Here is a 23,494-nt window from a genome sequence, read left to right as displayed (position 1 = left end):
TTACTCGACCACCACGAGCGGCTGATCGAACTCGACCGGCTGGCCGTTCTCGACCAGCACCGCGCGGACGGTGCCCGCGGCGGGGGCGACGATCGGGTTCATCACCTTCATCGCCTCGACGATCACCAGCGTGTCGCCCGCGGCAACCGACTGACCGACGCCTACGAACGCCTTCGCGCCCGGCTCGGCCGAGAGGTACACGGTGCCGACCATCGGCGATTTGACCGCGTTCGCGGTGGAGGCGGGCGCGGAGGCGCCGACCTCTGCCGCGACAGGCGCGCTGGCGGCGGGCGCCGTGGCGGCGAGCGCGGGCGGCGGGGCCGGCGCGTAGTGTGCGGGTGCCGAGATCGCCGCGGCCTTCCGCGCGACGCGGATCTTGCGATCGCCGTCCTCGACTTCGATTTCGGTCAGCTGGGTCGTGTCGAGCAGCTCGGCGAGCTGGCGGACGAGCTCGACATCGACCTGCATGGAGCCCTCTTTGGTATCGGTCATGGACCAGCCTCCTGTCAGAAGCGTGCGGCTGCTTCAAGCGCGAGCAGATAGGAAAGCGCACCGAAGCCCGCGATCGTTCCGCGTGCGGCCTGGCCGATCAGGCTGACGTGGCGAAACGCCTCGCGGGTATGCGGGTTGGAGAGATGGACCTCGATCACCGGGGTCTTCACACCCTTGATCGCGTCGTGGATGGCGACCGAGGTATGGGTGAAGCCACCGGCATTGAGCAGCACCGCGCGGCACGACCGTGCCTGCGCCTCGTGCAGCCAATCGACCAGATGACCTTCGTGATTGGATTGGCGCAGGTCGATCTCCAGCCCCAGTTCGCGGGCGCGATCGTCCAGCTGACCGGCGATGTCGTCGAGCGTGTCGTGGCCGTAGATCTCTGGCTCGCGCACGCCGAGCAGGTTCAGATTGGGGCCGTTCAGCACCATGATCATGTCGGACACGCGGCACCTCCCGGTTGCGGGGCTTGGCGGCGGCCCCCTATATGGCTCGGGTCCGCCCATACCCGGTCGTGTCGCGCGAAGTCGAGACACCGCCCCTCACATGGTGAATTCCCGATGCCGCATACCGATGGAACCGTTTCGATCACTGTCAACGGCGAACACAAGCGCGTCGCCGCGGGCATGACCATCGCCCAGTTGGCGAGCGAGCTCGGGCTGGTGCCGGAGAAGATCGCGGTGGAGCGCAACCTCGAGGTGGTGCCGCGTTCGACACTTGCCCAGGTGATGGTCGACGACGGCGACGATCTGGAGATCGTGCATTTCGTCGGCGGCGGCGATCATGTGACCGCGATCGACGAGGATCGCTGGACGGTGGCGGGGCGCAGCTTCCGCTCGCGGCTGATCGTGGGCACCGGCAAGTACAAGGATTTCGCGCAGAACGCCGCTGCGCTCGAGGCGTCGGGGGCGGAGATCGTCACCGTCGCGGTGCGCCGGGTCAACGTGTCCGATCCGGGCGCGCCGATGCTAACCGATTTCATCGACCCGAAGAAGGTGACCTACCTGCCGAACACCGCGGGCTGCTTCGACGCCGACAGCGCGATCCGCACGCTGCGACTGGCGCGCGAAGCCGGCGGTTGGGACCTCGTCAAGCTGGAGGTGCTGGGCGAGGCGAAGACGCTCTACCCCGATATGGTCGAGACGCTGCGCGCGACCGAGGTGCTTGCGAACGAAGGCTTCCTGCCGATGGTCTATTGCGTCGACGATCCGATCGCGGCGAAGCGGCTGGAGAATGCGGGCGCGGTCGCGATCATGCCGCTGGGCGCGCCGATCGGATCGGGGCTCGGCATCCAGAACAAGGTCACGATCCGTCTGATCGTCGAGGGTGCGGGCGTGCCGGTGCTGGTCGACGCCGGAGTCGGCACCGCGTCGGACGCGGCGGTGGCGATGGAGCTGGGCTGCGACGGGGTGCTGATGAACACCGCGATCGCAGAAGCCAAGGACCCGGTCATGATGGCGAGCGCGATGCGCAGCGCGGTGGAAAGCGGGCGACTCGCCTATCGCGCCGGCCGGATGGCGCAGCGGCGCTACGCCGATCCGTCCAGTCCGCTGGCAGGGTTGATCTAAAGCATTAACATGGAACCGGTTAGCCCGTGACCCGTTCTACTTTCGCGATCCACGACGGCCTATCCCCTGGCCGCCGCACCGCGATGGAGAACATCATGGGCGAGCTCATCGACAAGATCAAAGGCAATGTGAACGAGGCCATCGGTAAGGCCAAGCAGAATAGCGACAATCCCGACACCCGCGCAGAAGGTGCGGCACAAGAGGGCAAGGGCAAGGCCCAGCAGCTCGGCGGCAAGGTCAAGGGCGCGCTCGGTGACGACATCTGATCGATCGCCAATCAGGCGATGACTCGATCTTGAAATATCCAGACTAACGGGCGTCCCATCTTTCGTCTTCGGTTGCCGCCGGAGCGATTGAGGGGCGCCCGATATGCGTCGTTTGGGAACGATCGCGCGGCGAAGCGTGCTTGCAGCGGAACGGTTCCGCGGTAAGACGAACGGGTGATCCATGCAGCATACCCAACGGGCGATATCGACCGCGACGTCGGCGCGTTGCGCGACGATCCGCGGATCGCGACCATCCTCGACGAGGTCTGCCGGCTGACCGGCATGGGGTTTGCCGCGGTGGCGCGCGTAACCGACGAACGCTGGGTCGCCTGCCAGGTCCTCGACCGGGTCGAGTTCGGGCTGAAGCCGGGCGACGAACTCGTCCTGAAAACCACGATCTGCGACGAGATTCGCGAGAGCGGCCAGGCCGTGATCATCGATCATGTCGGCGACGAGCCGACCTGGCGCACCCATCCTACGCCGATGCTCTACGGCTTCGAAAGTTATGCTTCGCTGCCGATCATACTTGCCGACGGTCAGTTCTTCGGGACACTATGCGCGATCGATCCGGAGCCGAGGCGGCTGCGATCGCCGGAACTCGTCGCGGTGCTGGAACGGTTCAGTCGCGAGATCGCGGGGATCGTGACGGCCAAGCGGGCGGTGATGGCGTGAGGGTGGCTTCTTCGTCTTAATTCCTTCCCTGACAGGGGAAGAATTGCGGGGGCCGCTCTCGAGGAGATCAGGGTCGCTCAATCCCCACGCAGCTTTGCAAGCGTCGTCGCGGCGCTGATTGCCTCGACATCGGTCTTGACGTGGAGCAGCCGTACGCCGGGTGTCGCCAGCGCCTCGCGCAAGGCCGGCTCGAACGCGTCGGTGCGCTCGACCGTCGCCGCCCAGCAGCCATAGGCCCGCGCCAGCGCCGCAAAGTCGGGATTGGCGAGCGTCGTGCCGGCGATCCGGCGCGGAAATTCGCGCTCCTGGTGCATGCGGATCGTACCGTAGGCGCTGTTGTCGACCACGATCACCAGCATGCTCGCGCGATGCTGGACCGCGGTGGCGAGCTCCTGGCCGTTCATCAGGAAGCAGCCGTCGCCGGCGAGCGCCACCACCATCCGTTCGGGATGGCGCAGCGACGCGGCGACCGCGGCGGGCACGCCATATCCCATCGCACCCGCAGTCGGCGCCAGCTGGGTGCCCGGCCCCGCATAGGGCCAATAGCGGTGCCACCAGCCCGAATAATTGCCCGCACCGTTGCAGATGATCGTATCGGCGGGCAGCAATTTCCGCATCGTCGCGACGCAGGGGCCGAGATCCATCGCCAGGTCGCGCGGCTGCGGAGTCGACCATTCGACCCATTCGGCATGCGCCTCCGCACCCGCGGCGTGCGGCGGGCCCTCGATCGTGGTCAGCGCCTCCGCGAACGCGATCATGTCGGCGCAGATCGCGAGATCGGTACGGTAGGTCATGCCCAGTTCGGCGGGATCGGGATGGACATGGACGAGCCGCTGGCCCGGATGATCGGGGGTGATCAGCGTGTAGCCATCGGTGGTCGCTTCGCCGAGCCGCGGGCCGACCACCAGCAGCAGGTCCGCCTCGCGCACCCGGGCCACCAGCTTGGGATTGGGGCCGTAGCCGAGATTGCCCGCATAGGCCGGGCAGTCATTGGGGATGGCATCCTGGCGACGGAAGGCGGCGGCGACCGGAATGCCGGTGCGATCGGCCCAGCTGGCGAAATCCTGCGAGGCGACGAGCCCCCAGCCGGCACCGCCGACGATCGCGACCGGGCGCTCGGCGGTGGCGAGCAGGTCCGCCAGCTGCTCCATCGACTCGGCATCGCAGCCTTGCGCGAGCGGCTGACCCCGCGGTCGGTCGATCGCCTCGACCTGGTCGAGCAGCATGTCCTCGGGCAGCGCCAGCACCACCGGCCCGGGGCGCCCGCCGGTTGCTACCGCATAGGCGCGCGCGACATATTCGGGGATTCGCGCGGCATCGTCGATCCGCGTCGCCCATTTGGCGATCGGCGCGAACATCGCCGCGAAGTCGATCTCCTGAAACGCCTCGCGGTCGCGAGTACCGCGGTCGACGTCGCCGATGAACAGGATCATCGGCTGCGAATCCTGCATCGCGACATGCACGCCGATCGACGCGTTGGTCGCACCCGGCCCGCGGGTAACGAAGGCGATGCCGGGACGATGCGTCATCGCGCCGTCTGCGCACGCCATGAACGCGACGCCGCCCTCCTGCCGGCACACGACGAGGTCGATCGCGGGGGTGTCGTGCAGCGCATCGAGTACCGCGAGGAAGCTCTCGCCGGGGACGGTGAAGATGCGCTCGCAGCCCTGCGCGAGAAGCTGGTCGACGAGGATGCGACCGCCGGTGCGAAGATTGGTCATCCGCGCCTTCTGCCCGTCCGCCGGCGCGAAGTCGATTGCGGGTCGGTGGCTTTTCGGCAGAGTGGCGCAAACAGGATCGGGAGAGCGCGATGGCCGACTTCATCACCGTGGCGGACGGCTTGCGCTTCCCCGAAGGGCCGGTGTGGCTGCCCGACGGCAGCATCGTGCTGGTCGAGATCGCGGCGGGGCGGATCACGCGGATCGCCGCCGACGGCAGCCGATCGGTGGTCGCGACACCCGGCGGCGGCCCCAACGGGCTGGCAATCGGGCCCGACGGCGCGCTGTATTGCTGCAACAATGGCGGCTTCAACTGGCACGAGGCGGCAGGCTTCCTCGCACCGCACGGCCAGGCCGACGATTACAGCGGCGGCCGGATCGAACGGATCGATCTCGCGACGGGCAAGGTCGAGCCGCTCTATGCCGATGGCGATTTCGGGTGCTCGCTGCGCGGCCCCAACGATATCGTGTTCGACGGCGAAGGCGGCTTCTGGTTCACCGATCACGGCAAGACCCGCACCCGCGAGCGCGACGTCACCGGCATCTTCTACGCGAAGGCCGACGGCAGCAACCTTGCCGAGATCGTGTTCCCCAGCGAGAACCCCAACGGCGTCGGCCTCTCCCCGGACCATCGCACGCTCTATGCCGCGGAGACCTATACCTGCCGACTGATGAAGTTCACGATCACCGCGCCGGGCGAGGTCGACGCGACCGCCGGGCTCGGCGGGCCGGGGACACCGCTCTACCGGCCGGCGGGGTACAAGTTCTTCGATTCGCTCGGCGTCGAGGCGGGCGGCAACATCTGCGTCGCGACGATCGGCGAGAGCGGGATCAGCGTCGTCTCCCCCGACGGCGAACTGGTCGATTTCGTCGCGACAGACGATGCCTTCACCACCAACATCTGCTGGGGCGGCGACGACATGATGGACGCGTACATCACGCTGTCGGGCAGCGGCCGGCTGGTGAAGACACGGTGGGCGCGGCCGGGGCTGCGGCTCGCCTATTGACCGATTGGCGGCGCGCGGTTGACCCTGGCGCCTGCCGCTCGCTATCGCCGCATCGACGCAGGAGAAAGCGCTGATGAAGAAGCTCTACCCCGATGCCGCGGCGGCGCTCGACGGCGTGTTGTTCGACGGGATGATGGTGTGCGCGGGCGGATTCGGCCTGTGCGGAATCCCCGAGCGGCTGATCGACGCGATCCAGGCGGCGGGCACGCGCGAACTGACCATCGCGAGCAATAATGCGGGCATCGACAACGAAGGGTTGGGCAAGCTGCTGCGCAGCCGCCAGGTCAAGAAGATGATCTCGTCCTACGTCGGCGAGAACAAGGAGTTCGAACGGCAATATCTCTCGGGCGAGCTCGAGGTCGAATTCTGTCCGCAGGGGACGCTCGCCGAACGCTGCCGGGCGGGGGGCGCGGGGATCCCGGGCTTCTACACCAAGACCGGGGTCGGCACTCAGGTCGCCGAGGGCAAGGAAGTGAAGACGTTCGACGGTGAGGACTATATCCTCGAACGCGGCATCCGCGCCGACCTGTCGATCATCAAGGGTTGGAAGGCGGACGAGAGCGGCAACCTCGTGTTCCGCAAGACCGCGCGCAACTTCAACCAGCCGATGGCGACCGCGGGCAAGATCTGCGTGGCGGAGGTGGAGGAGATCGTGCCCGTCGGCTCGCTCGATCCCGACGCGATCCACCTGCCGGGCATCTACGTCAACCGCATGATCCTCGGCGCGCCTTACGACAAGAAGATCGAGTTCCGCACCGTGCGCGAACGGGAGGCGGCGTGATGGTGTGGGATCGCAACCAGATGGCGGCGCGCGCGGCGCAGGAGCTGCGCGACGGCTATTACGTCAACCTCGGCATCGGCATCCCGACGCTGGTCGCCAACAACATTCCCGTGGGCATGACGGTGACGCTGCAGTCGGAGAACGGCATGCTCGGGATCGGGCCCTTCCCCTATGCGGGCGAAGAAGACCCCGACCTGATCAACGCCGGCAAGCAGACGATCAGCGAGCTGCCGCAGAGCGCCTATTTCGGCAGCGAGCAGAGCTTCGCGATGATCCGCGGCGGGCATATCGACCTGACGGTGCTCGGCGCGATGGAGGTGAGCGAAGGCGGCGACATTGCCAACTGGATGATCCCGGGCAAGATGATCAAGGGCATGGGCGGCGCGATGGACCTGGTCGCCGGCGTCAAGCAGATCATCGTGGTGATGGACCATAACGCGAAGGACGGCAGCCCCAAGTTCATCCCGTCGTGCACGCTGCCGCTGACCGGTAAGAACGTGGTCGACATGATCGTCACCGACCTCGCGGTATTCCGCCGTCCCGACCACCAGTCCCCCTTCCGCCTGATCGAGATGGCACCGGGCGTCACGGCGGAAGAGGTGGCGGCGAAGACGACGGCTGGCTATGATGAGTGAATGACGGGCCGAGCCGACATTCCGCGATGGACGCGACGGCGCGATGAGTTCGGCCGGATGGTCGATCTGCTTGCGCGGACCGAGATGATCCAGGCCGATCGGCCGCTGACCGAGGCGGAGGAGGCGGGCATGGTCCAGTTCTTCGAAATGTCGGTCGAACTCGCCTGGAAGACGCTGGCGCTGCAGATGCGGGAGAGCGGCGTGCTGCTGCATGTCATGTCCCCAGTGCCGATCTTCCGCGAAGCCGCGCGCCTGGGATTCATCGACGATCCAGATCTCTGGATGGAAGCGGTCGAGCGTCGAAACATCATGTCGCATACCTATGATGCAGCCGCCTATCGCCTCCTGATCGCGGATATCGGCGCGACGTTCCTCCCGATGATCATCGGGCTGCGCCAGACATTGCGCGATGTTACCGGGTCATGAGCGGTTCGATCGACCTTACCGATACGCAGCGACGGCGATTGCTCGAAGTACTCGGCTGCTTCGCCCCGCCGATCGAACGGGTCGACGTGTTCGGCTCGCGCGTGCGGGGAACCGCGCGCGCCGGATCCGACGTCGATCTGATCGTTGCCGGTCCCGTCAGCTACGAGACGGTGGCACGGCTCTCGTCCGCGCTTGCAGATAGCTATCTCAGCATCTTCGCGGACGTGACCGCCTATGCGCTGTTGCAGGACGATGACTTTGCGCGCGAAGTGCGTCGTTATGCCATACCGCTGTTCGATGCTGCGGAGCTCGCTGCTGCTCCCCCCTTCCGCCCGCTCGCAGGTCTCCGCGAATGGTATAGTCCGCGTGAAACAGTATCGCTCGGTGCACATCTAGGTTAACGCGCGTGATCATGGCAAGTCGTCCGCTGACCCTGTACGAGAAGATCTGGCACGCGCATGTCGTCGAGCGGCGTGATGATGGGACCTGCCTGATCTATATCGACCGGCATCTGGTCCACGAAGTCACCAGCCCGCAGGCGTTCGAGGGACTGCGCGCGGCGGGGCGGCGGGTGCGGCGGCCGGATCTGACGCTGGCGGTGCCCGACCATAATCTGCCGACGACGCGGCGGACCGATGCGCAGGGGCGGGCCTTGCCGATTGCGGACCCGGAGAGCGCGCAGCAACTCGACACACTGCGCCAGAACACGCGCGAGTTCGGGATCGACTATATCGATGCCAATGCGCCCGAACAGGGGATCGTCCACGTCATCGGGCCCGAGCTCGGCTTCACGTTGCCGGGCACGACGTTGGTGTGCGGCGACAGCCATACCTCGGCGCACGGCGCGCTGGGGGCGCTGGCGTTCGGGATCGGCACCAGCGAGGTCGAGCATGTCCTCGCCACCCAGACGCTGCTGCTGTCGCCGTCGAGGACGATGGAGGTGCGGGTCGACGGCACGCTCGGCTTCGGGGTGAGCGCCAAGGACGTGATCCTGTCGATCATCGGTAAGATCGGCGCTGCGGGCGGGACCGGGCACGTCATCGAATATACCGGCGACGTAATCCGCGCGCTGTCGATCGAGGGGCGACTGACGATTGCCAACATGTCGATCGAGGGCGGCGCGCGCGCCGGGCTGGTCGCGCCCGACGATACCACATTCGCCTATCTGAAGGGTCGGCCACTCGCACCGACGGGGGAGGCATGGGACCGCGCCGTCGCGTGGTGGCGCTCGCTCGCGAGCGATCCGGCGGCGACCTACGACAAGGTCGTCCGGCTCGACGCCACCGACATCGCGCCGGCACTGACGTGGGGGACGAGCCCCGAGGACGTGGTGCCGATCACCGGCGTCGTGCCCGAACCCGAAAGCTTCGCCGACCCGTCAAAGCAGGCGGCGGCGCGCAAGTCGCTCGATTATATGGGCCTGACGCCGGGCACCGCGATGCGCGACGTCGCGATTCAGCACGTCTTCATCGGCAGCTGTACCAACAGCCGGATCGAGGATCTGCGTGCCGCCGCCTCGGTCGCTGACGGCCGCCGCGTCGCCGAAGGCGTTCGCGCGCTGGTGGTGCCGGGGTCGGGACTGGTCAAGCGCCAGGCCGAGGCCGAGGGGCTCGACCGGATCTTCACCAGCGCAGGCTTCGAATGGCGTGAGCCGGGTTGTTCGATGTGCCTGGCGATGAACCCGGACAAGGTGCCGCCGGGCGAGCGCTGCGCGTCGACGTCGAACCGCAATTTCGTCGGGCGGCAGGGGCCGGGGGCGAGGACGCATCTCGTGTCGCCCGCCATGGCGGCGGCGGCGGCGGTGACCGGCCGACTGACCGACGTGAGAGACATAATGGGGAGAGCATCGTCATGAAGCGCGCATTGATCCTGTTGGTGCTGGGAACCCTGGTGAGCGGGGTCGCCGCCTATGCCGCGACCACGCGGGTCGTCGCGCAGCCTGCGACCACCACCAAGGGCTGATCCGACGCCGGGGGAAACGACGATGAAGACCGCGTTATTCGCCGCGCTTTCCGCGGTGGCCCTTATGGCGCAATCGACGCCGCCTGCGCCCGCCGCGGGGGCGCTGAAGCTCTGGCGGCTCGATTGCGGCGCGGTGCAGGTCAACACGCTCGATGCGTTTTCCGACACCTTCGCCTATCCGGGGCAGTCGAAGCGGCTGGCCGCCAGCTGCTATCTGATCAAGCATGGCGATCGCTGCATGCTGTGGGATGCAGGGCTTCCCGCCGCGCTGAAGGGCGCCGCGACCGATCCGAAACCCGCGATGTCGCCGACCCTGACGACGACGCTGGTGGAGCAGCTCGCCAAGATCGGGCTGGCGCCGGCAGCGATCTCGATCCTCGGCATCAGCCATTATCATTTCGATCATATCGGCCAGGCGCCGAGTTTTCCGGCCGCGACGCTGATGATCGGCAAGGCTGATCTCGACGCATTGAAGGCGGGGGCGCCCGGCGTCGACGGCGCTCCGCTGGCGCATTGGCTGACCGGCGGCGGCAAGGCGGAGCCGGTGAGCGGGGACAAGGACGTGTTCGGCGACGGCAGCGTCGTCATGCTCGACCTGCCCGGCCATACGCCCGGCCATCATGGGCTGCTGGTGAACCTGCCGCGCACCGGCGTCGTGCTGCTGAGCGGCGACCTGGCGCACTTCACCGAGAATTACGACGCGGACGGGGTGCCGCCGTTCAACACCGATCGGGCGCAGTCGCTGGCGTCACTAGCGCGGATGAAGGCAGTCGCGCGCAACCTTAAGGCGCGGGTGATCATCCAGCACGAAGCCCGGGACATCGCGAAGCTGCCGGCCTTCCCCGCGGCGGCCGACTGATGCAGCCGATCACCCACGTTTCCGGCAGCGCCTATCCATGGGGGCAGAAGAACGTCGACACCGACGTGATCATCCCCGCGGCGTGGCTGAAGACGATCACGCGATCCGGCCTGGCGCGGGGCGCGTTCGAGACGGTGCGCGCGCAGCCCGGCAACATCTTCGACGACGAACGCTATGCGGGTGCGCCGATCCTGATCGCCGGGGATAATTTCGGCTGCGGATCGAGCCGCGAACATGCCGCGTGGGCCCTGATCGACATGGGGATCGTCGCGGTGCTGGCACCGAGTTTCTCCGACATCTTTTCGAGCAACGCGTTCAAGAACGGCATCATCCCGGTAGTGCTGCCGCAACCGGCTATCGATCGCCTGATCGAGGTGGCGCGCGAGCATCCGATCACCGTCGATCTCGAGACGATGTCGGTGACGACCCCATTCCAGGACCGCTTCGCCTTCGAACTCGATCCGTTCCGCCGCCAATGCCTGATGCAGGGGCTGGACGAGATCGGCTTGACCCTGGCAAGGGATACCGCGATTTCGAATTTCGAAGGCGCGGTGAACGAACATCGCCCTTGGCTAAGGCAGGAGAGGCGATATGCGGGCGTTGCTATCGAAGGCGATCGGCGGACCTGAAACTCTGGAAATGTCGGAGCTGCCGGATCCGACCGCCGCTGCCGGGCAGGTCTTGGTTGCGGTGAAAGCCTGCGCGATCAACTATCCCGACGTCATCATCATCGAGGACAAGTATCAGTTCAAGCCGCCGCGCCCGTTTGCGCCGGGTGGCGAGATCGCGGGCGTGGTCGAGAGCGTCGGCGACGGCGTGACCGGGTGGTCGGTCGGCGACCGGATCATGGGCACGATCGGGCATGGCGGGCTCGCCGAGAAGATCGTCGTCGATCCGGCGCGCATGTACCGGCTGCCTGCGGAGCGGAGCTTCGCCGAGGGCGCGGCGCTGATCCTGACCTATGGCACGACGATCCACGCGCTGCTCGACCGCGGGCATCTGAAGGCGGGGCAGACGCTGCTGGTGCTCGGCGCCGCGGGTGGTGTGGGGCTGGCGGCGATCGAGCTCGGCAAGGCGTTCGGCGCACGGGTGGTCGCGGCGGTGTCGTCCGAGGAGAAGGCTGCGGCGGCGCGCGAGGCCGGGGCGGACGAGACGCTGATCTACGGCCGGGCGCCGTTCGACAAGGACGCGTCGAAGGCGCTTGCCGAACAGTTCAAGGCGGCGGGCGGCAAGGCCGGGTACGACGTGATCTACGATCCAGTCGGCGGCGATTATGCCGAGCCCGCGCTGCGGTCGATCGGCTGGGAAGGGCGCTATCTGGTGGTCGGCTTCCCCGCGGGCATTCCGCGGCTGCCGCTCAACCTGACGCTGCTGAAGAGCTGCGACGTGTGCGGCGTGTTCTGGGGCGCGTTCGCGGCGCGCGACCCAAAGGCGAACGAGGCGCATGTCGAGCATCTGTTCCGGCTTTGGGCCGAGGGCAAGATCTCGCCGCGGGTGACGGAGGTGTTTCCGTTCGAGCGCGGTGGGGATGCGATCGCGAAGATGGCGGCGCGTGGGGCGATCGGGAAGCTTGTCGTGGAGATCGGGTGAGGGAGGCGGGATCAGGCGCCGCTGCTTTCCGTCATTCGCGCTGGGGCTAGAGTTCCGGCTGACGAATGTAGCGAATGAGAAGAGAGGTCAGCCAGTCTGAATTCCCGCCTGCGCGGGGGTGACGGGATGAGAGAAGCCCGACTTCACCGATGCATGTCGCCGCACCGGGCGCCAACAATAGCGCGCGTCAGACGAGCAGGTAGAGCGCCGCGCCGATCATCGCCCAGAGTAGAATCGAGATCACGATGCCGGACACCGCGCCGGCCATCGCGGGCGGGCTGGACCTGTCTTTATCGACCTCCATGCCTGCAACGATGGGCATGTCCATGCTGGCTCTCCTAGTTGGCAGGCGTCTTTTGCACCCGTTAAGTATGATATAGCGGGGCGATCGATTTTGTTCCAGTCCCATCGTGCGGTTTGGCACAACGGTTGCACTCCGTTGCGCCACCCGCGGCGCCCACCTATGTGTTCGGCGACGTGGAGCAACAGGGGAACGCCACATGACGACCTTCGACGAACGCGAACAAGCATTCGAAGCCAAGTTCGCGCGCGATGAGGAAATGGCGTTCCGGATCATCGCTCGGCGCAACCGCCTGTTGGGGGTATGGGCGGCCGAATTGATGAAGCTTACACCCGAAGAGGCGGATGCCTATTCGAAGGCCGTGGTGCACGCCGAATTCGAGGAGGCCGGGGACGACGACGTGGTTCGCAAGCTGGTCGGCGATCTGACCGCGGCGGGGATCGACGTCGACGAGGTGACCGTGCGTCGCGCGCTCGACGAGCAGTCGGTCGAGGCACGGCGCCAGCTGATGGGGCTCGAATAACATGCCGATGGCGGCCGACGAGATCGCTGCGATGATCCGGGGGGCGATTCCGGATGCCGAAGTCGAGATTACCGATCTGGCAGGCGATGGGGATCACTATGCCGCCCGGGTCGTCAGTGCGAGCTTCGCCGGCCTGTCGCGGGTCAAGCAGCACCAGGCCGTCTATGCGGCGCTCGGCGGACGCATGGGCGGCGTGCTCCACGCGCTCCAACTCACAACCGCAACATCCTGAGGACCGACGACATGACCGACGAGACCGACGCCAACGCCCGCATCGACGCCATCGTCAAGGCGAACCCGGTAGTGCTGTTCATGAAGGGCAGTCCGCTGTTTCCGCAATGCGGCTTTTCGAGCCGAGCGATCGCGATCCTCAACCACCTGAATGTCGACTTCGAGAGCGTCGACGTGCTGCAGGATCAGGGCATTCGTCAGGGCATCAAGGCCTATTCCGACTGGCCGACGATCCCGCAGCTCTATGTCGGCGGGGAATTCGTCGGCGGATCGGACATCATGATGGAGATGTACGAGAGCGGCGAGTTGGCAACGCTGTTCGAAAAGAGCGTAGAGGCGAACTGAGGCCGGCGGCCCGAAGCCGGGTGAGGGTGGACCGTCGCGAGACCGGTTAGCGGACGGTCCACCCTGCTGAAGCGCGATTGCTCGGCAACGTAAGGGACGATGCACCGGGCGTGCCAGTGGGGCTGATGTGCGGGTTTCTGCGGGGGGCCGTGGTTAATGGGGCCTGTCGCGAGGGTTGGGGTGTAAAGGCGACCGACGGTTTGCTCGCGCCGCACGTCGTCCGTTTAAATAGTGCGGCGCTACTCCTGCCGCTTTCGTGCTCATTTCGCATGCCGCCGCTTCCTATCACCCCGGCGGAGGCCGGGGCCCAGGTAGACAGGCCCTCGTTGCAGCGCGATGCGGCCCGATACCTTCTATTCCCGACTGGGCCCCGGCCTTCGCCGGGGTAGTGTTCCGGGAGGAATGCCTGGCGTGCAACGCTCTAAACCGCTGCCGTCTCCAGCGCCTCGCTCGCGTCCAGCCACTTGGCTTCGACCGCGTCCAGCTTCACCTGCACCTCGGCGCGGCGCTTGTTCAGATCTCCCATCGTCATCCGCGAGAAGCGTGGCTCCGCGCCGGCGGGGTCGGCCATGGCGCGTTCGATCGCGTTGCGTTCCTTCATGTGCCGCGCGGTTTCGTCCTCGAGGTCGCGGATCGTCTTGCGCAGCGCGGCGTCGCGATCGCGAGTGTCGGCGGCGGCCTTCTTTTCGGCCTTGCGATCCGCCTTGGACGCGCCCGCCTTGGCCGGATCACCCTTCAGGATCAGCGCGATATAGTCGTCGAGGCTGCCATCGAATTCGCGCGCGGTGCCTTCGTCGACCAGTACCAGGCGGTCGGCGGTCAGTTCGAGCATGTGGCGATCGTGGCTGACCAGCACCACCGCGCCGGCATAGTCGTTGAGGGCTTGCACCAGCGCTTCGCGCGCATCGACGTCCAGATGGTTGGTCGGTTCGTCGAGGATCAGCAGGTGCGGCGCGTCGCGGGTGATCAGCGCCAGCGCCAGCCGCGCGCGCTCGCCGCCGGAAAGCTTGCCGACCTTGGTGATCGCCTTGTCGCCCGAAAAGCCGAACCGCCCGAGCTGCGCGCGCACGGCGGCGGGGGTCGCGCCCTTCATCATGTGGGTCATGTGGTCGAGCGGCGTATCCTCGGTATCCAGCTCCTCGACCTGATACTGGGTAAAATAGCCGACCTTCATCTTGCCGGTCGCATTCATCTCGCCCGCCATCGGGGCTAGCTGCGCCGCGAGCAGCCGGGCGAGGGTGGTCTTGCCGTTGCCGTTGCGGCCGAGCAGCGCGATGCGGTCGTCGGGATCGAGCCGCAGGTTGAGCCGCTTCAGGATCGGCGTCTCGCTATAGCCGACCGACGCCATGTCGAGCGTGATCAGCGGCGGGCGCAGTTCGCTGGGATTGGGGAATCCGAACGACAGCGTCGGATCGTTGTAGGCGTCCGCGATCGGCTGCATCTTGGCGAGCATCTTCTGCCGCGACTGTGCCTGTTTCGCGGTCGATGCGCGCGCGGAGTTCTTGGCGATGTAGCTTTGCAGCTTCTCGCGCTGCACCGCTTGGTTGGCGCGCGCCGCCTCGATCTGCGCGAGGCGTTCGGCACGCTGGCGTTCGAACGCATCGTAGCCGCCGGGGTAGAGCGTGATCTTGCCGCCCTGGAGGTGGAGGATGTGATCGACGACGTTGTTGAGGAAATCGCGTTCGTGGCTGACGACGACGATCGTTGCCTTGTAGCCCTTCAGGAAATCCTCGAGCCACATCACCGCTTCGAGATCGAGATGGTTCGAGGGCTCGTCGAGCAGCAGCAGGTCGGGCTGCGAGAACAGCAGCGCGGCGAGCGCGACGCGCATCTTCCAGCCGCCCGAGAAGCTGTCGAGCGGGCGCGCCTGCATGTCCTCGTCGAAGCCCAGGCCGAGCAGGATCTGCGCGGCGCGCGCGGGGGCGGTATAGGCGTCGATCGCGATCAGCCGCTCGTACAGGTCGCCCAGGCGATCGGGGTCGTCGCTGGTCTCGCTCTCCGCCATCAACGCGGCGCGCTCGGTGTCGGCGGCGAGGACGGTTTCGAACGGAGTCGCATCCCCGTGCGGGGCCTCCTGCGCGATGTAGCCGATGCGACTGCCGCGCGGCATGTCCGCGCTGCCGTCGTCGGGCTCGAGCATGCCGGCGATGACCCGGACCATCGTCGACTTGCCCGCACCGTTGCGGCCGATCAGCCCGACGCGGCTACCCGGCGGCAGCGACGCGGTCGCGCCGTCGAGGATGACCCGCCCGCCGAGGCGCACCGTGATACCGTTGAGGTTGAGCATGGCGCGCCGTTAGCAGATGCAGCATGATTTGTCGAAGGGAGTGGCGCGCCGCGTCACCCCAACCCTCGAGGATCAGTGGACGAAGCGCGCCACTACGTCGCGGTAGCTGCGCGACACCTTCACGCTGGCGCCGGAATTGAGCACCAGGAAGCATTCGCCGTTGGTGTGCGGCTTGACCTGCTTGACGAGATCGAGGTTGACGATCGTCGAACGGTGCACGCGCTGGAAACGCCGCGGATCGAGGCGCTTTTCGAGATCCTTCATGGTCTCGCGCAGGATCAGCGTATTGTCGCCGGTGTAGATACACATATAGTCGCCCGCGGCGTCGATCCGCTCGATGGTGTCGACGTCGACGCGGAAGATCTGGCCGCGATCCTTGATGTTGATGAGCTTTTCGAAGCGGTTGGCGCTGTGTTCGCCGCCGCTCCCCGTGGCCATGTCGGCCGCCGCATCGGGCGCGACGTCGGCGAGCACCTCCCGCAGTTTTTCGACCTCTTCGACCCCGCGTTTCTCGCTCAACCGTTGGCGGACGCTGTCGAGCGTCTTGGCGAGGCGGCTCTCCTCGACCGGCTTCATCAGGTAATCGACCGCCTGCGCCTCGAACGCGCGCACCGCGTGGTCCGAATAGGCGGTGACGAACACGAACAGCGGCGGTTCGACCTCCATCAGGCCCTGCACCACGGAGAAGCCGTCGAAGCCGGGCATCTGAATATCGAGGAAGACGAGATCGGGCTTCTGGGTCTTGATCGCGCGGATCGCCTCGCGCCCGTTGGAGCATTTCTCGACGATCTCGACATCGTCATGTGCCTGGAGCCGGAGCTCCAGTCCCTGGATGGCCAGTGGTTCGTCGTCCACCAGGATGGTTCTGATCGTCATGCAGCCTCTCTACTCAGGTCGTCGAGCTGGAACGGGATCTCGATCTCGACCGAGAAGCCGCCAGCGGGCGCGGTGCGTGTCTCGAAACGCTGATCCGGGCCGTACGCCTGCACCAGTCGCTCCCTTATATTGGCAAGCCCCACGCCGGTTGAAAGGCTTGGGCTAATCCGCGTCTCGTGCAAGCCCGGCCCAGTGTCGGATACGGTGATCTGCACGCGTTCCCCGGCCAGCCGCACCGCGACGCTGATTTCGGCGCCTTCCTCTTGCGGCGTCACCGCGTATTTGATCGCGTTTTCGACCAGCGGCTGGAGCAGCAGCGACGGCAGCCGCGCGCGTTCGGCGCTGGGATCGATCTCGAATACGGTACGCAGCCGTTCCTCGAACCGCATCTTTTCGATCTCGAGATAGAGCTTCAGCGTCTCGACTTCCTGCAGCACGGTGACGTGCGCGGTCGGTTCGTTGGCGAGGGTATAGCGCAGGAACGACGAGAGCCGGCTCAGCATCGCGTTAGCGCGCTCGGTCTGCTTCAGCAGCACCAGCGTCGAGATCGAGTTGAGCGTGTTGAACAGGAAATGCGGGTTGAGCTGGTAGCGCAGCATCGCCAGCTGCGCCGAGGAGGCCTGCGTCTCCAGATGCTGCATCTGATCGATCTGTTCCTCGACAATGAGGTAGAAGTTGATCCCGAAATACAGCGCCGACCAGCCCGCGATCAGCGTGAAGCAGACGTAGAGCGTGCCGAGCATCCGGCCGAGCGTGATCCCCGGATTGGTCGATTGCAGCAGCGAGAAGGTGAACGCATCGATCGCGGCGAACATCAGCACCGCGGCGACCAGCGTGAAGATGGTGAGCAACAGCCCGGTCACCCGCGGCAGTCCCCGATAATAGCCGTAGAGCGCGGACAGCAGCAGGGTGATGCAATAGCCGGTGATCGCCTCGACGATCACCAGGATCAGCAGGTCGAGCGACGGCCCGTTCGAGATCGACGAGGCGCCGCGCAGGACGAGATACCCGCCCCACCCGACCGCCTGCAGCGTCCAGAAGGCACGGCTCTTGTTCTCGAAGAAGGGACGCACCGACAGGCGCGGCGAAGGGGCGGGTAGGGTCGCCATCCGCATCGCCCTACACGGGCAAAGCGCCGGGCGCAAAAAGAAGCCGCCGCTCCCGATGGGGAACGGCGGCTGCGTGAGGCGTCAAGCGCGGCGTGCTTAGAAGGAGAAGCGGGCGCCGACGCGGACCAGGTAGAGCGAGTTGGAAACGCTCGCCTGCGAGGTGTTGGGAGTGCGGAAGCTCGAATACCGATACTGGGCGCACTGCTGGTTGGTGTTGGTGTTCGGCACGCCGGCTGCCGAGAGGCACGTGACCTGCACGACCGCGGCATATTGCGGGAACGCCAGCTGGCGCAGGCCACCCCAATCCTTGTTGAGCAGGTTGGGCAGGTTTTCGATGTCGCCGAAGATCGAGACGCGCGAGCCACCGATGAAGGTCGGCAGTTCCTGCTCCAGATGAAGATCGATCCGCGTAAACGCGCGATTTCGAGCGACATTCCGCGCGGCGATACGGCCGCGATAGTCCTTCAGCTTGGTGTTGCTGATGAGGTTCTCCAACGCGGTCTGCGTTTCAGGGCTGTCGTAGCTGACCAGCGGATCGGTGGTGCTGGTCGGCACGTACAGCAGGAAGCGCTGATCGGAGTTGGTGCCGAGCGTCGGGCCGGCGATCGTGCCGAAGACAGTCGAGCGTCCGTTCACCGCATTTTGCATCGTGTAGCTGAACGGACGTCCCGCGCGCGTCTCGCCAAACAGCTGGAAGATCGTCTTGTAGTCGCCGAAGAACGCGCGCTCGAAGCCGACATTGTACTTGAAGGCCCATTTGGTCTGATCGCCCGAGATGCCGTAGGTGGCATTGTTCGGGTCGCTCATCGCGACGTTGAGATAGTTCGACGTGGCGGTCGACGATGTCGCCGGGCTGACGTCCTTCACGTCCTGGTAGCTGTAGCTGCCGCCGAACGAGAGACCGAAATCGTAAGTCTTGTCGAAATGCACCACCGCGACGTGGCTGCGCCCGCGCGAGGTGTTCGTAAGCAAGATGTCCTGATTGGTGTCGGTGAAGGTCGTCAAGCTACCGTAGCGCGGACGGCCGTCGGGCAGCACACCGATCTGACGCGAGCGCAGATCGGTGAAGGTCACCGCCTGGATGGTCTTGGTGTAGAGATAGTTGAACCCGACATTGAAGCCGAACAGCGTGTAATCCGCCGACAACGTGTACTTAGCCACCGACGGCAGCTTGAAGTTCTGATCCAGCGCGTTGGTCGGCGCCGTCGCCAGGGCCGCGGTGGTCCGCGACAGGTAAGAGTCGACCGAGGCAGGGATGGTCGTGCCGCTGACGCCGTTCAGGCCGTCCGTGCAGACCGCGCTGTTCGCAGGAGTAGCATATGCCCCGGTGCAGGTGAGGGTCGCCTGCGATCCTGCGACGGTGCCCGGCGCCGCCGTCGCGCGCGTCACGGTAGCGATCCGGTTCGATAGCACACCGGTGTTGGAGTAGCTGTTCGACAGATAGATGTCGGGCGAGCCGCCGCCGAACACCGCGGCGCCGGCGCGCACGCTCAGGCCCGGCAACGGCTTCCAGATCGCGCTGATCCGCGGCTGGAAATTGTCGAGGCCCTTGTAGGTCTTGGTGTTGTAGAAGCCGTAGCGGCCAAAGAACGCGTCGTTCTGGGCGACCGGCGAGCGCATCGCGTAGAGATCGTAACGGATGCCGTAGGTCAGCGTCAGCGCGTCGCTGATGCTCCATTCGTCCTGCGCACCGAAGGTGTATTGCTGGTATTTGAAGTCCGCTGCCGCGTCGCGCGGGTTGAGCGAAACCGCATTCGCGTAATCGAAATTCGACGCCGAGCGGTTCTGGAAATCGGCGATCGAGTCGAAATAATAGGCGCCGTTCACGCGCTGCAGAAAATAGTTGAAGGTGCGGTTGGCGTTAACTTCGGCCAGCAGCTTCACGTCGTGCGAGCCTGCCGAGTAGCGGGCCTGGAACGAACCGCCCCAAGTGTCGAAGAACAGCTCGTTGGCCTGGCGGCTGATGTCCGGGCCAAACACGACGTTGGGAATGCCGGCGCCGCAGGCGCTGACAGAATTGGTCGCGGTGACGACGCTGGTGGGCGCGGTGCAGACCGAGAACTGCGCGAAATCATTACCGAGCAGCGAATCCGAGCCGACCTTGTTGCTCTTGTAGATAAACCGCGTCTCGGTCGACAGATTGTCGGTCCAGTCGGAGTTCAGCTGCGCAATGCCTGCGCGGAGCAGCACGCTGCGCTGGTAGTAGTTCGAGGCGAGGCCGACGCCGGGAGTCGTGGCGCTCGTGCTGGTGCCCTGCGCGACGGTGCTCGATTCATACGCGTTGATATATGACAGCGACAGCCGCTGGCCGGTGGTGACGTTCCAGTCGATCCGGCCGACGATCTTCTCGTCCTTCTGGTTGTTGATCGAGACGAAGCCGCCGGGATCATAGCCATAGACGCTCTTGGCAATGGCGGTAATCTGGTCGACCTGGGCCTGGCTGGCACCCGGGACCTGGGTGATCGCCGTCGTGCCGAGCGGGCGCGGATCGGTGTTGCGCTCTGCCGAGACCATGAAGAACAGCGTGTCCTTGATCAGCGGCCCGCGCAGGGTGGCGCCATAGGTTTCGGATTTGTAGCTAGGCAGGGTGAGGGTGTTCGACCCGATCTTCTTGCCCTGCAGCTCGTCAGTGCTCTGCGAGTAGAAGCCGGTGCCATGGAAATCGTTGGTGCCCGACAGCAGCACGGTGTCGATCGCGCCGCCCTGGAAATTGCCCTGGCGGATGTCGGTCGGGGCGACCGAGACCGAGAACTGGCCGATCGCATCGAACGGCACCGGGCCGCGGCCAGTGGGGTTGGCGTCCGAGTTGAGGCCGAACTGGTCACCGACCTGCACGCCGTTGATCGTGAAGCGGTTGAAGCGCGGGTTGACGCCGGCGAACGACACCGCGCGCGTGTTGGTGAGATCGAGCGAGGCGAGCGGATCGCGGCGTTCGAGGTCGCGGACGTCTCGGTTGACCGACGCCACCTTGCGGATGTCGGCCTGGGTCAGGACGGTCTGCGGACCGCTGCTCTGCTGGACGCCGGCGCCGCGGATCGACGAGGCGGTGACGACGATGTCGCCACCGGCATCCCCGGATGCGGCGAGCTCGATCGGCAGGTCGAAGGGCTGCTGCGCGACGGTGAAAATGTCGGTGACCGACGTGTTGCCCGAAGGGCTGGTCACGTCGACCGTGAAAGGGCCGCCGACGCGCAGGCCCGTCTGGACGAAATCGCCGTTCGCATCGGTCGTGGTTTCCGCACGCGTTCCCGACGGTACGTTGGTGATGACCACCGTCGCGCCGCTGACGGGCGCGCCGTTGGCGGTCACGCTGCCGCGGATCGAGGAGGTCGTCTCCTGCGCCGCAGCGGCGACCGGCATGATCAGCGCGACCGCAGCCACGCCCAGGAATAGGTTGTTACGCATGCTAAGATGTCCCCTGTGAGCTCCTGGTGAGCTCTTGCTCTGGTTCCGCCGTCACCCGACCGGATGCCCGTGCCCCTGCGCCCGGATTATTTCGCTTCAATGACATAAGCGAGTCGTGAATAAGCGATTGTGACAGTCGCTTATGGTGCGTTGCAAAAAAGCAACGCAAGCGGACAGTCAGGCAGTCGCGGCGACCAGCTCGTTCCAGGCGGCCTCGTCGATTACCGCGATGCCGAGGTCGGCCGCCTTCTTCAGCTTGGACCCCGCGCCGGGGCCGGCGATGACGAGGTCGGTCTTTGCCGATACCGATCCCGCGACCCGCGCACCCAGCGCCTCGGCCTGAGCCTTCGCCTCGTCGCGGCTGAGCGTCTCCAGCGCGCCGGTGAAGACCAGCGTCTTGCCGCTGACGTCGGAGGCGCGGGTCTCGTGCACCACGTCGGCCGGCGTGACCTGGCCGAGCAGGTCGTCGACCGCCTCGCGGTTGTGCGCCTCGGCGAAGAAATCGACCAGCGACAGCGCGACTTCGGGGCCGACGCCCGGCGTCTCGACGATCGCGGCGAGCGCCTTGGCGGTGCGCGCCAGGAGCTTGTCGTCGCTTTCCCCGATCGCGCGGAGCATCTCGTCCCGCGCCGCCACCGCGGCATCAAGCATCGTCCGCAGCGCCGCCCAGCTTCGCCAGCGCCGCGCGATGTCGCGTGCGGTGATCTCGCCGACGTGGCGGATCCCGAGCGCGAAGAGGAAGCGATCGAGCGGAGGTGCGCGCTTGGCGTCGATCGCGGCGATCAGATTGGCCGCCGAGATCGCGGCCCAGCGCTCGCGCGCGAGCAGCGCTTCCTCGGTCAGGCGGAAGATGTCGGCGGGGGTAGCGACCAGCCCGTCGCGGTAGAACGCCTCGATATTGGTGATGCCGAGTCCGTCGATGTCGAGCGCGTGGCGCGACACGAAGTGGCGGAGTCGTTCGACGCGTTGCGCCGGGCAGATCAGCCCGCCCGAGCACCGCCAGTCGACCTCGCCGACCGCGCGTTCGGCGGTCGATCCGCATTCGGCGCAGTGGGTGGGGAAGGGCCAGGCGCCGCGGGCGTCGTCGCGCGACAGGTTCTCGACGATTTGCGGTATGACATCGCCAGCACGCTGCAGCACGACGCGGTCGCCCGGCCACACCCCTAGCCGCGCGATCTCGTCGGCATTGTGGAGCGTTGCGTTGGTGACGACGACCCCGCCGACGGTGACCGGCGCCAGCCGCGCGACCGGGGTCAGCTTGCCGGTGCGGCCGACCTGGATGTCAATCCGCTCCAGCGTCGTCTGCGCGCGTTCGGCGGGGAATTTGTGCGCGATCGCCCAGCGCGGTGCCTTCGCGACCTGGCCGAGCCGTGCCTGCCAGTCGAGCCGGTCGACCTTGTAGACGACGCCGTCGATGTCGAACGCGAGGTCCGCGCGTCGTGCCTCGATGTCGCGGTACACCGCCAGCGCGGCGTCGATGCCGTCGACCCGCGCAAAGCCCTCGGCGACCAGCAGGCCCCAGCCGCGGATCGCATCGACTATTTCGGTCTGCGTCTCGCCGGGCAGGGCGGCGGTCTCGCCCCAGCCGTGCATCAGAAAGCGCAGCGGGCGTGCGGCGGTGACGCTCGCGTCCTTCTGGCGCAGCGATCCGGCGGCGGCGTTGCGAGGATTGGCAAACTGGCGCGCGGTGGCGGGATCTTCCGCGTCGGCGAGCAGGCGGGCGTTGAGCGCGGCGAAATCTGCCTTGGCCATGTATACCTCACCGCGGATCTCGAACACCGCGGGGGCGTCGGCGGGGAGGCGTTGCGGGATGTCAGCGATCGTCGCGACGTTGGCGGTGACGTCTTCGCCTACCTGTCCGTCGCCGCGGGTGAGCGCCTGGACCAGCACGCCGCGTTCGTAGCGCAGCGAACAGGACAGTCCGTCGATCTTGGGTTCTGCGGTCAGCGCGACCGGGGTGTCTTCGGCGAGCTTCAGGAAGCGGCGGACGCGCGCGACGAATTCGACCACGTCGTCGTCGACGAACGCGTTGTCGAGGCTCATCATCGGCCGCGCGTGCGCGACCTTAGCGAGGTGCCCGGCGGGCGCAGCACCGACCGAACGGCTCGGCGAGTCCTCGCGTACGAGGGCGGGGAAGGCCTGTTCGATCGCGGCGTTGCGGCGGACCAGCGCGTCGTACTCGGCGTCTGAGATCTCGGGCGCGTCGTCGGCGTGGTAAAGCCGGTTGTGGTGCGCGATTTCGGTCGCCAGGCCGCCCAGTGCGGTGGCAGCTTCGGTCTCGTCGGTCGGCAGCGCGGTCATGGTCACCGATTAGATAGCGCGCCACGGCTCGGCAAGATCACAGCGTGCCGGCGAGTGGCGAGCTCCATCGGCAATTATATGGTTCGCTGCCGGATACTTCCCGGGGGTCCGCGGTTGTCTTTCGGAACCGGAGACGC

The 23,494-nt window shown here is 66.4% G+C and carries 24 protein-coding genes; 15 read left to right on the top strand and 9 right to left on the bottom strand.

Going from position 1 to position 23,494, the window contains the following annotated elements; translation table 11 throughout:
- Together accB and aroQ are read right to left on the bottom strand one after the other, a co-directional pair.
- Window positions 1-492 (bottom strand): acetyl-CoA carboxylase biotin carboxyl carrier protein, encoded by a 492-nt coding sequence (gene accB, locus ACT009_RS06820; protein WP_445193581.1) that lies wholly within the window; start codon window positions 490-492, stop codon window positions 1-3.
- A gap of 14 nt (window positions 493-506) precedes the next feature.
- Window positions 507-932: a type II 3-dehydroquinate dehydratase gene (gene aroQ / locus ACT009_RS06815; protein WP_445194036.1), complete on the bottom strand. Its 426-nt coding sequence runs from the start codon at window positions 930-932 to the stop codon at window positions 507-509.
- Window positions 933-1,055: 123 nt separating this feature from the next.
- Between aroQ and thiS the strand changes: the two genes are divergently transcribed.
- The 3 genes from thiS to ACT009_RS06800 all read left to right on the top strand — a co-directional run bounded on the left by thiS (window position 1,056) and on the right by ACT009_RS06800 (window position 3,001).
- The gene (thiS, locus tag ACT009_RS06810) at window positions 1,056-2,063 is read left to right on the top strand and encodes a sulfur carrier protein ThiS (protein ID WP_445193580.1); all 1,008 of its coding nucleotides are present in this window, start codon (window positions 1,056-1,058) and stop codon (window positions 2,061-2,063) included.
- 95 nt (window positions 2,064-2,158) lie between these two features.
- A complete protein-coding gene (locus tag ACT009_RS06805; protein ID WP_445193579.1) occupies window positions 2,159-2,329 on the top strand; it encodes a CsbD family protein in 171 nt (56 codons plus the stop codon).
- 174 nt (window positions 2,330-2,503) lie between these two features.
- Entirely contained in the window at window positions 2,504-3,001 is a 498-nt protein-coding gene (locus tag ACT009_RS06800) for a GAF domain-containing protein (RefSeq protein WP_445193578.1), read from the top strand.
- Window positions 3,002-3,078: 77 nt separating this feature from the next.
- Here the strand turns inward: ACT009_RS06800 and ACT009_RS06795 are convergent, their stop codons facing one another.
- On the bottom strand, window positions 3,079-4,722 hold the full coding sequence (locus ACT009_RS06795) for a thiamine pyrophosphate-binding protein (protein ID WP_445193577.1): 1,644 nt from the start codon (window positions 4,720-4,722) through the stop codon (window positions 3,079-3,081).
- 89 nt (window positions 4,723-4,811) lie between these two features.
- Here ACT009_RS06795 and ACT009_RS06790 point away from each other — a divergent pair, with 89 nt between their 5' ends.
- The 9 genes from ACT009_RS06790 to ACT009_RS06750 all read left to right on the top strand — a co-directional run bounded on the left by ACT009_RS06790 (window position 4,812) and on the right by ACT009_RS06750 (window position 11,979).
- Window positions 4,812-5,726 carry an SMP-30/gluconolactonase/LRE family protein gene (locus tag ACT009_RS06790; protein WP_445193576.1) on the top strand — a complete coding sequence of 305 codons (915 nt, stop codon included), beginning with the start codon at window positions 4,812-4,814 and terminating at the stop codon, window positions 5,724-5,726.
- Between the two features lie 73 nt (window positions 5,727-5,799).
- A complete protein-coding gene (locus tag ACT009_RS06785) occupies window positions 5,800-6,507 on the top strand; it encodes a CoA transferase subunit A (protein ID WP_445193575.1) in 708 nt (235 codons plus the stop codon).
- Complete coding sequence (locus tag ACT009_RS06780; protein WP_445194035.1) at window positions 6,507-7,142, top strand: CoA transferase subunit B; 636 nt, start codon at window positions 6,507-6,509, stop codon at window positions 7,140-7,142. Before ACT009_RS06785 ends, ACT009_RS06780 begins: the two co-directional genes overlap by 1 nt.
- Entirely contained in the window at window positions 7,143-7,568 is a 426-nt protein-coding gene (locus ACT009_RS06775) for an HI0074 family nucleotidyltransferase substrate-binding subunit (protein WP_445193574.1), read from the top strand.
- The gene (locus tag ACT009_RS06770; protein ID WP_445193573.1) at window positions 7,565-7,969 is read left to right on the top strand and encodes a nucleotidyltransferase family protein; all 405 of its coding nucleotides are present in this window, start codon (window positions 7,565-7,567) and stop codon (window positions 7,967-7,969) included. Before ACT009_RS06775 ends, ACT009_RS06770 begins: the two co-directional genes overlap by 4 nt.
- Window positions 7,970-7,980: 11 nt before the next feature.
- Window positions 7,981-9,423, top strand: coding sequence for a 3-isopropylmalate dehydratase large subunit (leuC, locus tag ACT009_RS06765; RefSeq protein WP_445193572.1), 1,443 nt, complete (start codon window positions 7,981-7,983; stop codon window positions 9,421-9,423).
- 129 nt (window positions 9,424-9,552) lie between these two features.
- Complete coding sequence (locus ACT009_RS06760; protein ID WP_445193571.1) at window positions 9,553-10,389, top strand: N-acyl homoserine lactonase family protein; 837 nt, start codon at window positions 9,553-9,555, stop codon at window positions 10,387-10,389.
- Window positions 10,389-11,018, top strand: a complete 630-nt coding sequence (leuD, locus tag ACT009_RS06755; RefSeq protein ID WP_445193570.1) for a 3-isopropylmalate dehydratase small subunit — start codon at window positions 10,389-10,391, stop codon at window positions 11,016-11,018. Before ACT009_RS06760 ends, leuD begins: the two co-directional genes overlap by 1 nt.
- A complete protein-coding gene (locus ACT009_RS06750; RefSeq protein ID WP_445193569.1) occupies window positions 10,981-11,979 on the top strand; it encodes an NADPH:quinone oxidoreductase family protein in 999 nt (332 codons plus the stop codon). Before leuD ends, ACT009_RS06750 begins: the two co-directional genes overlap by 38 nt.
- Before the next feature lie 187 nt (window positions 11,980-12,166).
- Here ACT009_RS06750 and ACT009_RS06745 read toward each other — a convergent pair whose 3' ends face one another.
- A complete protein-coding gene (locus ACT009_RS06745) occupies window positions 12,167-12,307 on the bottom strand; it encodes a hypothetical protein (RefSeq protein WP_445193568.1) in 141 nt (46 codons plus the stop codon).
- A gap of 172 nt (window positions 12,308-12,479) precedes the next feature.
- Between ACT009_RS06745 and ACT009_RS06740 the strand changes: the two genes are divergently transcribed.
- From ACT009_RS06740 to grxD, 3 genes are read left to right on the top strand one after another with little or no spacing between them, the layout of a single operon-like run.
- On the top strand, window positions 12,480-12,803 hold the full coding sequence (locus ACT009_RS06740; protein ID WP_445193567.1) for a DUF1476 domain-containing protein: 324 nt from the start codon (window positions 12,480-12,482) through the stop codon (window positions 12,801-12,803).
- 1 nt (window position 12,804) lies between these two features.
- Window positions 12,805-13,035 carry a BolA family protein gene (locus ACT009_RS06735; protein ID WP_445193566.1) on the top strand — a complete coding sequence of 77 codons (231 nt, stop codon included), beginning with the start codon at window positions 12,805-12,807 and terminating at the stop codon, window positions 13,033-13,035.
- Between the two features lie 11 nt (window positions 13,036-13,046).
- The gene (grxD, locus tag ACT009_RS06730) at window positions 13,047-13,379 is read left to right on the top strand and encodes a Grx4 family monothiol glutaredoxin (RefSeq protein WP_445193565.1); all 333 of its coding nucleotides are present in this window, start codon (window positions 13,047-13,049) and stop codon (window positions 13,377-13,379) included.
- 421 nt (window positions 13,380-13,800) lie between these two features.
- Here grxD and ACT009_RS06725 read toward each other — a convergent pair whose 3' ends face one another.
- The 5 genes from ACT009_RS06725 to ligA all read right to left on the bottom strand — a co-directional run bounded on the left by ACT009_RS06725 (window position 13,801) and on the right by ligA (window position 23,357).
- Window positions 13,801-15,666 (bottom strand): ABC-F family ATP-binding cassette domain-containing protein, encoded by a 1,866-nt coding sequence (locus tag ACT009_RS06725; RefSeq protein WP_445193564.1) that lies wholly within the window; start codon window positions 15,664-15,666, stop codon window positions 13,801-13,803.
- A 72-nt stretch (window positions 15,667-15,738) separates the two neighbouring features.
- Complete coding sequence (locus ACT009_RS06720) at window positions 15,739-16,542, bottom strand: LytR/AlgR family response regulator transcription factor (protein WP_445193563.1); 804 nt, start codon at window positions 16,540-16,542, stop codon at window positions 15,739-15,741.
- Entirely contained in the window at window positions 16,539-17,657 is a 1,119-nt protein-coding gene (locus tag ACT009_RS06715; RefSeq protein ID WP_445193562.1) for a sensor histidine kinase, read from the bottom strand. Before ACT009_RS06715 ends, ACT009_RS06720 begins: the two co-directional genes overlap by 4 nt.
- 90 nt (window positions 17,658-17,747) lie before the next feature.
- Complete coding sequence (locus ACT009_RS06710; protein WP_445193561.1) at window positions 17,748-21,056, bottom strand: TonB-dependent receptor domain-containing protein; 3,309 nt, start codon at window positions 21,054-21,056, stop codon at window positions 17,748-17,750.
- Window positions 21,057-21,233: 177 nt separating this feature from the next.
- On the bottom strand, window positions 21,234-23,357 hold the full coding sequence (ligA, locus tag ACT009_RS06705; RefSeq protein WP_445194034.1) for an NAD-dependent DNA ligase LigA: 2,124 nt from the start codon (window positions 23,355-23,357) through the stop codon (window positions 21,234-21,236).
- Window positions 23,358-23,494: the final 137 nt, after the last annotated feature.

The organism is Sphingomonas sp. Tas61C01 (assembly GCF_052567495.1).
The sequence above is the reverse complement of the archived record's forward strand: the minus strand, read 5'-3'. Positions and strand labels throughout refer to the sequence as shown.